The 14,090-nt window shown below is 71.4% G+C and carries 13 protein-coding genes and 1 pseudogene; 5 read left to right on the top strand and 9 right to left on the bottom strand.

Features of this window, described 5'->3' with window-relative positions; all coding sequences use genetic code 11:
* Nucleotides 1–3 precede the first annotated feature (3 nt).
* A complete protein-coding gene (locus ABZ796_RS09110) occupies nt 4–1,164 on the bottom strand; it encodes an ATP-binding cassette domain-containing protein (protein ID WP_357336317.1) in 1,161 nt (386 codons plus the stop codon).
* Between the two features lie 272 nt (nt 1,165–1,436).
* Between ABZ796_RS09110 and ABZ796_RS09105 the strand changes: the two genes are divergently transcribed.
* From ABZ796_RS09105 to ABZ796_RS09085, 5 genes are all read left to right on the top strand, one after another.
* On the top strand, nt 1,437–1,952 hold the full coding sequence (locus ABZ796_RS09105; RefSeq protein ID WP_357336315.1) for a GNAT family N-acetyltransferase: 516 nt from the start codon (nt 1,437–1,439) through the stop codon (nt 1,950–1,952).
* A 78-nt stretch (nt 1,953–2,030) separates the two neighbouring features.
* Nucleotides 2,031–3,248, top strand: a complete 1,218-nt coding sequence (locus ABZ796_RS09100; protein WP_357336314.1) for a helix-turn-helix domain-containing protein — start codon at nt 2,031–2,033, stop codon at nt 3,246–3,248.
* A gap of 85 nt (nt 3,249–3,333) precedes the next feature.
* Nucleotides 3,334–4,749, top strand: a complete 1,416-nt coding sequence (locus ABZ796_RS09095; RefSeq protein ID WP_357336312.1) for a fatty acid desaturase — start codon at nt 3,334–3,336, stop codon at nt 4,747–4,749.
* Nucleotides 4,746–4,940, top strand: coding sequence for a ferredoxin (locus ABZ796_RS09090; protein WP_357336311.1), 195 nt, complete (start codon nt 4,746–4,748; stop codon nt 4,938–4,940). The genes ABZ796_RS09095 and ABZ796_RS09090 overlap by 4 nt, the downstream gene beginning before the upstream one ends.
* A gap of 28 nt (nt 4,941–4,968) precedes the next feature.
* Nucleotides 4,969–6,096, top strand: a complete 1,128-nt coding sequence (locus ABZ796_RS09085) for an NAD(P)/FAD-dependent oxidoreductase (protein ID WP_357336310.1) — start codon at nt 4,969–4,971, stop codon at nt 6,094–6,096.
* 7 nt (nt 6,097–6,103) lie between these two features.
* Here the strand turns inward: ABZ796_RS09085 and ABZ796_RS09080 are convergent, their stop codons facing one another.
* From ABZ796_RS09080 to ABZ796_RS09045, 8 genes and pseudogenes are all read right to left on the bottom strand, one after another.
* The gene (locus ABZ796_RS09080; protein WP_357336308.1) at nt 6,104–6,994 is read right to left on the bottom strand and encodes a universal stress protein; all 891 of its coding nucleotides are present in this window, start codon (nt 6,992–6,994) and stop codon (nt 6,104–6,106) included.
* 62 nt (nt 6,995–7,056) lie between these two features.
* A complete protein-coding gene (locus ABZ796_RS09075) occupies nt 7,057–7,473 on the bottom strand; it encodes a pyridoxamine 5'-phosphate oxidase family protein (protein ID WP_357336307.1) in 417 nt (138 codons plus the stop codon).
* A gap of 14 nt (nt 7,474–7,487) precedes the next feature.
* Nucleotides 7,488–8,459, bottom strand: coding sequence for a universal stress protein (locus tag ABZ796_RS09070; RefSeq protein WP_357336305.1), 972 nt, complete (start codon nt 8,457–8,459; stop codon nt 7,488–7,490).
* A gap of 807 nt (nt 8,460–9,266) precedes the next feature.
* A complete protein-coding gene (locus ABZ796_RS09065; protein WP_357336304.1) occupies nt 9,267–10,214 on the bottom strand; it encodes a universal stress protein in 948 nt (315 codons plus the stop codon).
* A 106-nt stretch (nt 10,215–10,320) separates the two neighbouring features.
* On the bottom strand, nt 10,321–10,959 hold the full coding sequence (locus ABZ796_RS09060) for a hypothetical protein (RefSeq protein WP_357336303.1): 639 nt from the start codon (nt 10,957–10,959) through the stop codon (nt 10,321–10,323).
* Nucleotides 10,960–11,152: 193 nt separating this feature from the next.
* Nucleotides 11,153–11,524 carry an STAS domain-containing protein gene (locus ABZ796_RS09055; protein ID WP_357336302.1) on the bottom strand — a complete coding sequence of 124 codons (372 nt, stop codon included), beginning with the start codon at nt 11,522–11,524 and terminating at the stop codon, nt 11,153–11,155.
* Nucleotides 11,525–11,726: 202 nt separating this feature from the next.
* A pseudogene (locus ABZ796_RS09050) lies at nt 11,727–12,071 on the bottom strand (SulP family inorganic anion transporter); the annotation flags it as partial.
* Between the two features lie 225 nt (nt 12,072–12,296).
* A complete protein-coding gene (locus ABZ796_RS09045; protein ID WP_357336300.1) occupies nt 12,297–14,066 on the bottom strand; it encodes a GAF domain-containing protein in 1,770 nt (589 codons plus the stop codon).
* Nucleotides 14,067–14,090: the final 24 nt, after the last annotated feature.

Below are 14,090 nucleotides of genomic sequence, written 5' to 3'. Positions count from 1 at the left end.
GGATCACTCGCCGACCACCACCGCCGCGCCTCCGCGTACGCGCACTCGTCGCGACGCGGAGGCGCGGCGGATCCAGTGACGGTCGTGCGTGACCGTGACGACGGCGCCCGGGTAGGCCTCGAGCGCGTCCTCGAGCTGTTCGACGAGCTCGGGGTCGAGATGGTTGGTCGGCTCGTCCAGCAGCAGTACGTCACCGGGGTCTGCCAGCGCGACGGCGAGGTCGAGGCGGCGACGCTGCCCGACCGAGAGCGCCCGCACCTGACGACCCAGCTCCTCCTCGCGCAGGAGCCCGAACCGGCGCAGCCGCTCGGCGGCGTCGTCGCGGTCGATCCCCACGGCGCGAGCGAACACCCCGACCACCGATCCCGCCGGTGGCACCGCGACATCCTGCCGCAGCCACGAGATCCGCAGTCCGGGCGCTCGCTCGACGGCACCCGCATCCGGGACGAGGTCGCCCACCAGCAGCCTCAGCAACGTCGTCTTGCCGGCGCCGTTGGGTCCGGTGACCAGCCACCGGTCCCCGGCGCACGCCAGCGCCGAGCCGTCGAGGTCGTTCGTCGGCTCGTCGAGCAGCAGCACCTCGGCGTTGGACGAGAGCGCGACGGCGAGGGCGAGACGTGCTCGCTCTCCTCCGGAGAGACTCGCGACGGAACGCCCCCGGTCGAGGCCGCCGAGGCCGAGCTGGTCGAGTGCGGCGTCGACGCGGCGGTCGACGCCGTAGCCGTCGCGCGCCTCATAGGTGTCGACGAGGTCGCCGAGCTCCTCGAGGAGCGCAGGCTGCTCGGCCTCGTCGGCGACGGCGAGGCGCTCCGAGCAACGCCGCATCCGTGCCTCGAGCGCACGAAAGTCCGCGAGCAGGAGGTCGACGGCGTCCCGTACGGTCGCACCGGCCGGGAACCTCGGCTCCTGGGCGGCGTACGCGATGCCGCCGGGGACGACGACACGGGTCTCCCCCGCGACCGGCGTGACGGCACCGGCGAGCAGGTCGAGCAGCGTCGACTTTCCGGCGCCGTTGTCGCCGATGACAGCGAGGCGGTCGGTCGGGCCGACGGCGAGGTCGACACGGTCGAGGACGATCCGCTCGGCGAAGCGGACCGTGGCCGAGCGCAGCTCACAGGTGCGGTGGCTGCGTACGAGGGAACTGAGGGAAGCAGACGGGAACATGAGGACTCCTCTGCGGCGGGCGAGCCGCCACGGCGATACGCACCCACCGGATGCGGGATCGGAAACGGACCTCGAGCGCGCCGGTCCGACGACGCGATCGCTCAGGACCCGCTGCGGAGAAACCTCGACGCAGCGTCCCGATCGTTTTACTTCAGAGTTCCCATCGCCAGGAACGATAGCGGGCCGAGCAGCCCGCGCGCGATCGAATTAGCGTCGATGCGAAACGGCTGAAAGCGTTCGACACACGATCGCGGTCGTGACAGGTTCCGTCCATGCACCTCAGAGACGGTTCGGTCAGCGATCTCCCCGACGCCATGAGGCTGCTGGACGCGGCCGTCGCCTGGCTCGCCTCGCAGGGTCGCACCGGGCAGTGGGGCACGGAGCCGTTCTCCGCCGTCGAGGCTCGGGTCGCACAGATCCGGCAGATGCTCTCCGAGCGCATCGCCCGCATCGCCGAGGAGGACGGCGAGGTCGTCGGGCTCTGCGTCCTGGCCGACGAGCCGCTGCCGTACGTCGATCCAGCACCGATCCCCGAGCTCTACCTGCAGCTGCTCGTCACCGACAGGGAGCAGCGCGGGTCGGGCATCGGCGCCACGCTGGTCGACGACGCCATCGAGATCGCCCGGCAGCGTGGCGTGAAGCAGCTGAGGCTCGACTGCTACGCAGGGGACGACGAGGCGCTCATCGGCGTCTATGAGCGGTTCGGGTTCACGCTCGAGGGACGGTTCACGGTCGACACCGGGCAGACCGAGCCCTGGCCCGGCGCGGTGCTCCGGATGGAGATCTGAGGGTCATCACCGGGCCGCCCCTCGCCGCCGGCGTTTGTAGACTGCGCGAAGCCGGCGCGTCGAGAGGGGGTGGCTGCGATGTCCGAGATCAGTGCCTGGTTGGCGGCGTTCGCCGACGACCAGCGCCGGCCCGAGGAGGTGACCCGCTGGGCCACCTCCACCGCCGACGCGATCCTGGCCGACGGCGAGGTCGAGCTGGCTGATCTCAGGCCGCTGTTCCTGGAGGCCGTCGAACAGCACTGGTACGCCTTCCTCGACCGCATCACGCTGCCGGAGGCCCAGTTCGAGCTGGTCCCATCCGCACGCGCCATGGCACTCGAGGCCGCCCGCCGCCATCTCGGTCTCCCCCTGCTGCTCAAGATCTACCAGCGCGCCCAGGAGGAGAGCTGGGACTTCGCGGTCCGAGTGGTTCGGCAGGCGCCCAGCGACCTCGACCACGAGGCTCTGCTCGTCTGGTTCTGGACGAAGGCGACGGCGTGGTTCGGGTCCTCGGTCGAGCAGTCGGTGCTGATCCACCAGGCCGAGACGAACCGCATCCGGCAACGTGGCGACGCGCGTCGTTTCGAGGTGGTCTCGGAGGCGCTGGAGACCCGCAGCGTCTCCCCCGCCGAGCTGTCCGCGGCGCTGGCCGGCCATCCGGTCAACATTCCGAGCCACGTGGCCCTGGTCGCGCATGCGCTCACCGCCGACTCCATCGAGCAGCTGGAGCCGGCCCTCGCCGCGGTGACCCGCCGCGCGGGCCATGCCCGGTCGGTGCTGGTCCGCCCCGGCGGCAGGGACATGTGGGCCTGGGTGGCGCTGGGCGACCTGCCGGACAGCGTGACCGACACCGGGATCGACCCGACCGCCGTCCGCGTGACGATGGGCGTCGGGGGAAGTGGTCTCGATGGTTTCGTCGCCGCGCACCTGGACGCGCGGGCGGCTCAGCGGGTCGCGCTGGCGCCCGGGCGCCAGGAACCGGTGACGGCCTACGACGACGTGGCCTCCCTGGTCCTCGTCTCGCACGACCCGGCCGCCGCCGAGCGGTTCACCCGGACGACGCTGCGCGGGCTGGCCGACCCGTCCCAGAGCCGGCTTCGCGAGACCGTACGCGAGGTGCTCACCTCGGCCGAGACGGCCGACAGGCTCGCCGAACGGCTCGGCGTCCACAAGAACACCATCCGATACCGCGTGGCCCAGGCCGAGCGGCTCCTCGGGCGCCCGTTGCGGGAGCGGGCCGGCGATCTGCTGCTGGCGCTCGACTACCACGACGCCTTCCTGATCACCTCGACTGTCAAAACGCACAGTAATTCGTGATCGATTCGGCCTGATCGGCCAAAGACTCCTGCGGCTGTTACGTCCATTCTGACAATGGAAGGTAACCGGCATCACAGGAGGCAAGATGACACTCGACGCCAGTGGCACCGTCGACAGGGGCTCCACCGAGCGGTGGCGGGACAGGAAGCGCTATCTGTGGCTCCTCGGCCTCGTGGTCCCCTCCTTCGCCTTCATCGCCGTGGGTGGCTACGTCCTGACCGGTTGGGGGGTGTTCCTGTGGACGGGACCCATCGTCGTCCTCGGCATCGTCCCCTTCATCGACTTCGCGGCCGGCCTGGACCGCTCCAACCCGCCCGACGACATCATCGAGGAGCTCGAGGAGGACCGGTACTACCGCTACATCACCTTCGCCTTCCTGCCGATCCAGTACGCCGGGTTCGCCTTCGCGATGTACCTGATCGCGACCCAGGACTGGCCGCTGGTGCACAAGATCGGACTGGCCCTCACCATCGGCTTCATCGGCGGCATCGGCATCAACACCGCCCACGAGCTCGGCCACAAGAAGGAGAGCCACGAGCGCTGGCTGTCCAAGATCGCGCTCGCCCAGAGCTTCTACGGACACTTCTACATCGAGCACAACCGCGGCCACCACGTACGGGTCGCAACGCCTGAGGACCCGGCCTCCTCCCGGATGGGCGAGAGCCTCTACGGGTTCTGGTTCCGCACGGTCTTCGGCTCGCTCAAGAGCGCCTGGGGCCTGGAGGCCAAGCGTTACCGGCGCAAGGGCACCCACCCGTTCCACCTCGGCAACGACGTCCTCAACGCCTGGCTGATGAGCGTGGCCCTGTGGGCCGGCATGACGCTGTGGCTGGGCGTCGGGATCCTGCCGTACCTCGTTCTCCAGGCCGTCATCGGGTTCTCCCTGCTCGAGGTCGTCAACTACCTGGAGCACTACGGGATGCTGCGCCAGAAGACCACCTCCGGGCGCTACGAGCGGGTGCTGCCGATGCACTCGTGGAACTCCAACAACATCGCCACCAACGTGCTGCTCTACCACCTGCAGCGGCACAGCGACCACCACGCCAACCCGACCCGGCGCTACCAGACCCTGCGTGACTACCGGGAGTCCCCGACCCTGCCGACCGGCTACGCCGGGATGATCGTGCTGGCCCTGGTCCCGCCGCTGTGGCGCCGGGTGATGGACAAGCGCGTGGTCGCGCACTTCGACGGCGACGTACGCCTGGCCAACGTGCGCCCCGGCCGGCTCGACAAGCTGCTCGCCACCTTCCCGCCGCCCGCCGCCCCGGCGATCGGCGAGCCCGAGGAGATCGCCGACGTGACCCGGCAGACCTTCGACGACGAGGTCGCCGCGGGCCGGTGCCCGGGCTGCGGCTACGTCTACGACGTCGCGGCCGGCAACGAGCTGGAGGGCTTCGCCGCCGGAACCGCCTGGCAAGACATCCCCGACGACTGGTGCTGCCCGGACTGCGGCGTACGCGAGAAGGTCGATTTCATCCCACTGAAGGAGTCCGTGCTGTGAGTGCGATCGAAGCTGACAAGACGATCTGCGAGGGCATCGGCATGTGCGAGACCCAGGCCGACACCTACTTCCAGATCGGCGACGACGGCCTCGTCGAGGTCCTCACCCACGAGGTGCCCGACCCGGATCGCGGGTACGTCAAGGCAGCCGTCGACTCCTGCCCGGTCTCCGCGCTTCGCCTCCTCGGCTGAGCGCGCCCATCGAGTCGGAGGCAGAGCGATGTCATCACTGCTGGTCGTCGGCGCGGGCCTGGCCGGGCTCCGCGCCGTCGAAGGCGCGCGTCAAGCCGGCTGGGCCGGACCGATCACGATCGTCGGCGACGAGCCACATCCGCCCTATGACCGCCCGCCGCTGTCGAAGGCGACGCTCTTCGCCGAGGAGCAGCCCGGTGTGCCGGTGCTCCGCTCGAGCGAGGTGATCGAGGACCTGCGGGTACGCCACCTCGCGGGGGTGCGGGTCGACGGCCTCGACACCGAGCGGCGGACGGTGAGCACCAGCGCCGGGAAGCTCGGCTACGACGCGCTCGTGATCGCCACCGGCAGCACCGCGACGACCCTGCCGGGCCTGACCGGGCTCCCGGGCGTGCACGTGCTCCGTCGCTACGACGACGCCCTGGCCGTACGCGAGTCGCTGACCCGCGCGCGGCACGTGGTGATCGTCGGGGCCGGGTTCATCGGCTCCGAGATCGCCTCGGCCGCCCGCGCCCGCGGCATCGAGGTCACCATCGTCGAGGCGAGCGAGCGCCCGTTGGCGCGCGCGGTCGGCCCGCGCGCGGCCGGACAGCTGATGCGGCTGCATGCCGACGCCGGCGTCAGGCTCCTCACCGGAACGACCGTCTCCGGCGTACGCACCTGCGACGACGGTGTCGAGAAGGTCGAGCTGAGCAACGGTGACGTGCTGGTGGCCGACGCCGTGGTCCTGGGCATCGGCGCCCGTCCGGCGACGGCATGGCTCGCCGGCAGCGGGGTCGCGCTGGACGACCGCACCGGCGGGGTTCTCTGCGACCATCGGCTCGCCACCAGCGCGCCCGGGGTCTGGGCCGCGGGCGACGTCGCGTGCGTCGACGGCGAGCGCGGCGAGCACTGGACCGGTGCGGGCGAGCAGGGGCGGGTGGCCGGAGCCAACGCCGCCGGCGCGGACGAGGTCTTCGCCTCCGTCCCGTTCGCCTGGTCGACGTGGCACGGCCGCCGGATCCAGGTCGTCGGCGAGACCACGGCGGCCGAGGAGGAGGAGCGCGATGCCGGGTTCATCCTCTATCGGCGAGACGGCGTCGAGGTGGGCGCGGTCGGCATCGACAGCCCCGGCCCGATCGCCCGGCTCCGCCGCTCCCTGGCGGCTCGACGCTGAGCGTTGCTCACACCGCGGTCGCCGGAGGTGAGATGTCGGCATGGGACAGAGCCGAGGGGACCACGGCGATGACACTGTGCGCGTGGTCCAGGAGGTGCCAGGCCACACCTCCGCCTGTGCCGACCACGACCATGTGCATGGTCCGGGACTGCTCCGCGAGCGCGTGCGCGAGGCTTCCTGCCTCGATGCGCACGCGGGGATGCAGGTCCGGATAGCGCTCCTGCAGTCCGGCCACGGACTCCGCAGCCAGCAGCCGGTCCGCCTCGCGACGCTCGGCCCCATGGACGCGGTAGCAGTACAGCACCGTGACGGGCAGGTTCCGTTGGGCGGCCTGGGCGAAGCCGAACTCCAGGGCAGGAGCCGATTCACCGGTCCCGTCGATGCCGACGAGCACGCCACGGCCCACGCCTCCCTCACCCGGACGCAGCACGACCACCGGACACCGTGCGTCCTTGACGGTGGACCTGCTGACCGAGCCGAGGATCCGGCTCCGGATCGGCCCTCTCCCCCGGGATCCGAGCACGAGCAGCGACGCGTGCCTGGAGGCGGCGTCCAGCGCACGGGCCGCGGACCCGGTCTCCAGCTCGACGCTCACTGCCGGACGTCGGTGACCGAGGAACCCCGAGGCTCGGGAGAGCTTGTCCAGACGCCGATCGGCGTGGGCTCTCGCCTGCTCCAGCACGCTCGCCCCGTAATCCTGATCGGGCTCCGAGGGCGCACCTGCTCTGAACCCGGGCGGGGTGTCGAGCGTCGAGGCGGGCACCACATGGAACAGACCCACGTCCCGCCCGTCCCGGAACGCCTGCTCGGCCGCCCAGGCCACGCTCTCGGCCGCTGCCGGCCAGCTCTCGACGCCGACCACGACGGCGCCGTCGGGGATGATGGCTTCGTACGTCATCTCGACTCCTTGACACGACTCGGTTCAGGTAACGGCGCTGAGGTGCCGGCGAGGGCCCCGGCTCAGACCGGCACGACGCGCCGGCCGGTGATCTGGACCGGCGTGATGCAGACGTACAGCGTCCGCCGGCCGTCGGCCCACGGCTCCGGTTTGAGGTCGTGGGCGCTGAGCCAGACACCGTCGACGAACTCCGCGGTCCCGCGCGCCAGGACGCTCCAGCCCGAGGACGTGTAGGCGTCGAACTCGTCGACCTGGTACGAGACCGGGCCGGTGCCGACGTGATCCGCGATGGCCGTACGCGGGGCGGTCCGGAACACGATCCGCTCCCCGACCATGACGTGGTTGACCGGTAGGACCATCGGCCCCTCCGAGTCACCGAAGGCGACCCGACCGACCTCGCTGCGCTCCAGCAGCTCCAGGCACTCGTCGCGGTCGATCGTGGTCAGGTGTCCCGGGAACCAGCGCGCGGCCAGATACATCCTCTGCTCCTTCGTCACCGTCGTCCGGAACCGGCCGGCTCGTCGGCCGTCGTGCCGTGACCTTCGAAGGCCTCGGCGGCCCCGGCGTCCCCCTCGAACGCCGGGGCCACGTGTGTGTCGATCTCGACCGGACAGCTGCTCTCCCGCAGCACCGCCCGGGAGGTGCCGCCCAGCTGTCCCAGGCCGAGGAGGTGCCGGCCCCGGCCCAGGATCAGCAGCCCGGCGTGCCGGGACGCCTCCACCAGGGCGTACGCCGCCTGGGCGTGCACCACCTCGACCCGGGCGTCCACCCGGGCTGTCGACGGGCCCGAGGTGCTCCGGGCGAGCTCGAGGGCCGCGGTGAGCTCACGCTCGGCCCGGTCGACCCACGCCTGCTCCTCGCTCCCGACGGCCAGATAGTCCTGGTACGCACCGAAGGTGTGCCAGGCGTGCAGGAGCCGTAGCCGGGCCCCGCGCGCAGCAGCGACCTCGAGCCCGCGGCGTACGAGGGCGACGGAGCTGGCGGCCTCCTGGACCCCGACGACGACGTTTCGGCGTGCGTCGTCCGCCGGCCAGCCGGAGGGGACGACGACCATCGGCACGGCCGAGTGGGCCGCGATCGGGCCGAGGACCGATGAGGTGATGATCCGGTCGAACAGGCGGCGTCGCTGGTCACCGAGCACGAGCAGGCGCGCCTTGGCCGCCTGCTGGACCAGCACCGCCGCCGGGCGGCCGAGCAGCAGGTAGGTGCTCACCACCGCGCCGCTGTCCGCGACCGCGTCCTCCGCCTCGGCGAGGATCGCTCGTCCCAGCTTCCCCATCCTCGAATCGGGGTCCGTGGGCGCCGGCGGCCAGGTCGGCAGCGGGGGTGCGTAGGGGTCGACCACATAGACGAGGTGCAGCGCGATGCCGGCCCGGGCGGCCTCCGTGGCGGCATAGCGGGCAGCGGTCAGCCCGGCCTCGGTGCCGTCGACCCCTGCCAGGATCCGGTCCCTGCTCTCGCTCATGACTCCAAGACTCGGCGGGCGGGAGGATCTCTCGACAGGGACCGTCGGCCCGAACCGAGGGCCTTTGGTCGGTCCCTGCTCAGCCCAACCCGTGATGCCCCGGGGCGAGCAGGACCTTCGCGTCGCCGACGGCCAGCTCGGCGACAGCCTCCCCCCGCGGTCAGTCCCGTCATCAGGTCGTCGACGAAACTGGAGGCGTCGGTGCCCCCGAGGTGGAAGAAGCGCAGATAGCGACCGCGGTCGGAGAGGCCGTCATGCAGCGCGACCAGCGCGTCGCGGTCGTTCCCGTCGACGTCCCGCACACGGACGATGGTGCCGTCGCGCAGCAGTACGTCCTCGGCCACGGCTCAGCCCTCCGCGGCCAGGACGGTCCGGGTGACGGCGATGACCGAGGTACGCAGGTGGCTCATGATCCGGTCGTCATCGCAGCCATCCGTGGTGCCCGGGCAGCGTGGTCGCCGATCCTGGTGCGGAGATCGAGGTCATGGTTCCTCCAACGCTCTGGCCGGGCCGTCGTGGACGTACGCCTTCAGCCAACGCCGCCGATCCCGTCGCGGCGAGGGAACGGGGTCCGCCCGGGGCGGGCCCTTCGTCCCCGGCGCCTCAGGACGTCGGCCTCCACGGATGCCCGCCGCCCGGTTCGCCGTGGCCAACCGCCCGGTAGGGGCCTGGTGCGTGACCAGCCCCTACCGGGCGTCTTCCCCGGGGCCGGCCCACACCCCCTGTGGTCGGCTCCCGGAGGCTCTTCGGCCGGTCTCCCTAGCCCGTCATCGCAACACTCCGAATCGCAGCTCTCCCGGCACCGGCTCAACCATCTCGGTCGACGGCGTCGGACTGACAGGGCACGACGGCGACCGGAACCTCGCCGTTGTGGATGACCTCGCGGGCGACCGGTCCCATGCCCCAGGTGCCACGCGCGTCATGGCGTCGTCCGAGCACGATCAGCTGAGCACCGACCGACCGGTCCAGGATGATGCCGGCGGCGTGGCCGCGGTCTCGCTCGATCGTGACCTGGACCCGCGGATACTCCTCACGCAACGGTTTGATCGCCGCCTCGAGATCCATGCTGCTGCGTTCCTGCCCGTCGCGCACGAGCGGTGCGTTGACGGTCGGGTCCCAGACGAGCACGGGATGCAGGTTGACCGAGTGCATCACCACCAGCTCGACCCGGTCGCGGCGGGCCTGCTCGAACGCGGCGCGCAGCACCGGCTCGTGGAGACTGTCCGGGTCCACGCCGACGACGATCGGCTCCCCCAGGTGGTCCGCAGGGCTCCACCCGGGCGGCACGACCACCGCCGTGCCGAGAGCCCGCCCGGCGACCCTCATCGCCGTCGATCCGACCAGGAACCGGGGAGAGCCACCGAGGCCGCGTTTGCCGACGACCAGCAGATCGTCCACGTCCGAGTAGCCGAGCAGGGCCGGCACCGGATGGTCGAACTCGATCAGCGACACCGCCCGGACGCCCGCATGTGCTGCTTCGACCTGACGCTCGATCTCCCCCAGCACCGACCAGAGACGCCCGTCGACGGCGCCGTCCTGGTGTCGCACCGGGTGCCGTACCGCGCCGATCGGCACGAGCGGCCGGCCGGAGGCAGCCGCTTCCGCGATCGCATAGGACACCGCGGCTCGGTTCGGCTCGGAGCCGTCCACGCCGACCACGACCCTCGGTTCCAGCGGCGGCAACGGACGGGTCGGTAGACCCACGGGCTCCTCACCAACAGTGGTCTGCCAGCCAGGACTCGAGGACGCGGTCATAGGTCCCTCCATGCGAGATCGCGTGATTGCTCCAGTGGTCTCCAGCGAATCCCGCCCGAGCGCACCGGGCCAGGGACGTAGGTCGGGCAGGTCAGGCCCAAGGTCCTCAGGACCGAGGCTCCGTGCGCGCCTCGTCACTGCCTGGCGTGGTGCCCCGGAGGTAGCGGTCCGGTCCGCCTGCCGCCCTGGCACCGGAGCGGAACCACGCCTCCAGTCCCTGCGCGTCGCGCCGCCCGAGCTCGTCGAGAAGCACCACGCGGATCTCGACCGCGCGCAGCTTCGCGCTCAGGTCCGTGGCCCGGTCGAGGGCGACGTAGCTGGATCGCCAGGCCATGCACAGGTCTGTGTCGGTCAGCTCGTCGGTCACCGCCAAGATGGCCTCGACCGGATCGATGACCTCGGGTCCGATGGCTTCGGCCACGGCCTCTGCCGCAGCTCCTGCCGCCGTCCCAGCGTGCGAGCTTCGCCTGCCGAGCCGGTGGCGGTTCTTCCGCGGTGCTTCGGCGCGCGGCGGCCAGCCGAGCCACCCCGACTCCAAGGCAGCCGCGAGCCCGGCGGCCATCACCAGCAGCATGCTGGCCCAGCCGAGCGTGAGGACGAGCCCTGCGGCGGCCAGCGCCACGCTCGGCCACAGCACGCTCCTACCGAGCAGGACCGGCCACCGGATCGACGCCTTCTCGGGCCCGAGGCACATCAGCATCGTGAAGGTGACGAAGCTCCCGCCCGCCCACCACCCGATCGTCATGGGCACCGACCACGCCATGAGCGCTACCACGCCGCAACCGACCACCACGCCTGCCACAGCGGCCCACACCCAACGCCTCATGAGGTCACTTTCCCGGCAGGCCGGGGCCGGGCGGAGGGGCCACGATTCCTCCCGATCCGGGACCAAGGCCCCAAGACCGGTGTCGTTGGCCACTCTCCACGTCAGTCCGCGATCACCGCTCCCGCTCTCGGAAAGCCCCGACGGCGGTGGGGAGGGTAGGGAAGAGGTGATCCTCACCGATCCTGTCCAGGATGCCGGACGGAGCCAGCGAGTCACGCAGATCCTGCTTGATCCTCGCGATCGCCAGGACGATGCCCCGCTCGCTCAGCGCCGCCCGGAGGGTCTCCAGCGCGTCGACCGCGGTGACGTCGACCTCGGTGTTCGCCTCGGCGTTCAGCAGGAACCACTCCACCGGCCGTTCGGCGGCGTCGACCGCCTCGAGCGCGCGGGTGCGGAAGTCCTCGGCGTTGGCGAAGAAGAGCGGCGAGTCGTAGCGGTAGACGAGCAGGCCGGGCACCTCCTCGGCGTCGGGGTAGTCGTCCACGTCGTGCATCCCCGCCAGCCCCGGGACGTGGCCGAGGACCGCCTCGTGCGGGGTGCGCGACCCGGCGAAGCAGGTCGAACACCGATAGTCCGACCGCGATCAGTACGCCCCACATCACGCCGGCGGCGAGCACGGCCACCGTCGTGACCAGAGCTAGGACGAGCTCGCTGCGCCGGAACCGGGCGAAGCGACGCAGCTCGCCCACCTCGACCAGCTTGGTGGCGGCGTAGACCACCACGGCGCCCAGCGCGGCCTCGGGGAAGGCCTCCAGGACCGGCGCCAGGAGCAGCACCGCGGCGACCGTGGTGGCCGCAGCGACGTACGAGGTCACCTGCGTACGCCCGCCCACGGCGTGACCGATGGCGGTCCTGCTCCCGCTGCTGCTGACCGGGAACCCGTGCACGAGCGCCGAGCCGAGGTTGGCACCACCCAGGGCGAGCAGCTCCCGCCGCGCGTCGACCCGTTCGCCTCGGCGGGCGAAGGCGCGACCGGTGAGGATGTTGTCGGTGTAGCCCACGAAGGCGACGCCGAGCGCCGGGCCGAACATCGAGCTGGGAGACGACCATGAGCACCGCGATCCCCGCCATGTAGCCGACCAGGACCGGCCGTGAGAAGAGCTCGGCCAGCACCGAGACCCGCAGGAACCACCCCGGCGAGCAGATCGAGCCACAGCCAGCGCCGCTCGTAGCCGCGTGCCCACGGCGGCATCAGGCGGCGTACGTCCATGGCAGAACTGTCCCACTAGTCGCCGGCCACCGGCCGCCGGCCGCGATCAGCCCAGCGGAACCGACCACTCCACCAAGGTCCCCTTCGGGTCCGCCGGCTCCACGGTGCACCTCCCGCCGTGGACCTCGGCTCGATGGCGCATGTTCGCCAGACCGCTCTCCACCGCGTCCTCGGGAATGCCTTGTCCGTCGTCGCGCACACGAAGCACGAGGTCGTCGGCGGCCGAGAGCGACACGTCCACCTCCCTCGCGTGCGCATGCCGGACCGTGTTCGACAGCGCCTCCCGGAGGACGGCGACGACATCCTTGGCCAGCTCCGGAGAGGTCCGCAGCCGGATCGGACCATCGAAGTCGAGGCTCGGGCGGAACTTGAGGGATGCCGCCGCCCGGTTCACCAGGTCGGTGACCTGGGACTGGATGTCACCGCTGTGGGCCGGGGTGCCGAGCTCGAAGACCGCACGCCGGAGATCGCGGATGGTGTCGTCGATGTCCTCGACCGCCTGGTCCAGGCGGGCGCGCAGCTTCGGATTCTCGGCCAGGTTGAGGCCACCCTGGAGACGTAGACCGATGACGAAGAGCCGCTGGATCACGATGTCGTGCAGGTCGCGGCCGATCCGGTCGCGGTCGTCGTAGACCGCGAGCCGCTGCCGCTCGTCACGGTTCTGCGCCAGTCTGATGGCCAGCGCGACCTGGCCCGCGAACGCGTCGGCGACGGCCAGGTCGATGCCCTGGGCCCGCTCGGCGTTCTGCCGCCGCCAGGTCAGCGCGAGGACCCCCACCGCGTTCATCTCGTCGGACGGGTCGGTACGTCCCAGCGGCACGAGCACGGCGGGGCCGAGGTCGCTCATGTCGATGACGGACGCGGCGCTTCCGCCCGCAGCGGCGTTCGCGAGGTCCTCCACGATCATCGGCACCCCGTCGCGGATCGCCCGTCCCGCGACCGACTCGCGCAGCGGAGCACGCTTCAGCACGTCGACGTCGACCTCGGTGCCGGAGACCGCCTCCACCCGCAGGCGGTCGGCAGCGGGCCCGGTGACGATCCAGGCGACGTCGGCGCCGGCGACCTCGCACGCCCGGTCGACCACGAGCTGGAGAGCGGTGCTGCGGTCGATGTCACCCATGAGCGCGCTGGTGATCTCGGCGCGCGCGTCGAGCCAGCGGCCGCGGCGGGCGGCCTCCTCGGCCAGCAGGGCGTTCTCGATCGCGACGCCGGCGGCCGCGGCCAGGGCGACCACGATGCTCTCGTCCTGGTCGGTGAACTCCGCACCGTCGGCCTTCTCGGTGAGGTAGAGGTTGCCGAAGACCTTCTCGCCGGTGCGAACGGGAACCCCGAGGAAGGATCGCATCGGTGGATGGTGTTCGGGGAACCCGTAGGAGGCCGGATGCCCGGTGATGTCGTGCAGGCGGACCGGCTCCGGATGGTCGATCAGCAGGCCGAGCAGGCCATGTCCGGTGGGCTGTTCTCCGATCCGAAGCTCCTGCTCGTGGGTGAGACCCCGGGGGACGAACAGGCGCAGCCGCCGTTCGCCGCCGTCGGCCAGCACCCCGAGGGCTGCGTACTTCGCTCCGACGAGTGTCTGGGCGACCTCGACGATCCGGTTCAGCAGGTCGTCGATCGAGAGCCCGGCGCCCATCGTGACGATGCCGTCGAGCAGGAGCCGCCACCGCACCTGCTCGTCTCGAGCGACCGTGACCCGGTCGAGCACTTCGGTCAGCAGCTCGTCGAGCGGTGTATCGCTCAGCGTCTTCTCGGCGGCGTCATCCGGTGAACGTCGCTGCCGGGGTGGCGTACGTCCCACGTCGACCCTCCACGTCACATGAGTGGTACACCCCCCAAAGTA

The organism is Nocardioides sp. NPDC047086, from assembly GCF_040643685.1.
Lineage (GTDB): Bacteria > Actinomycetota > Actinomycetes > Propionibacteriales > Nocardioidaceae > Nocardioides.
This window is presented reverse-complemented; position numbering and strand designations above follow the sequence as displayed.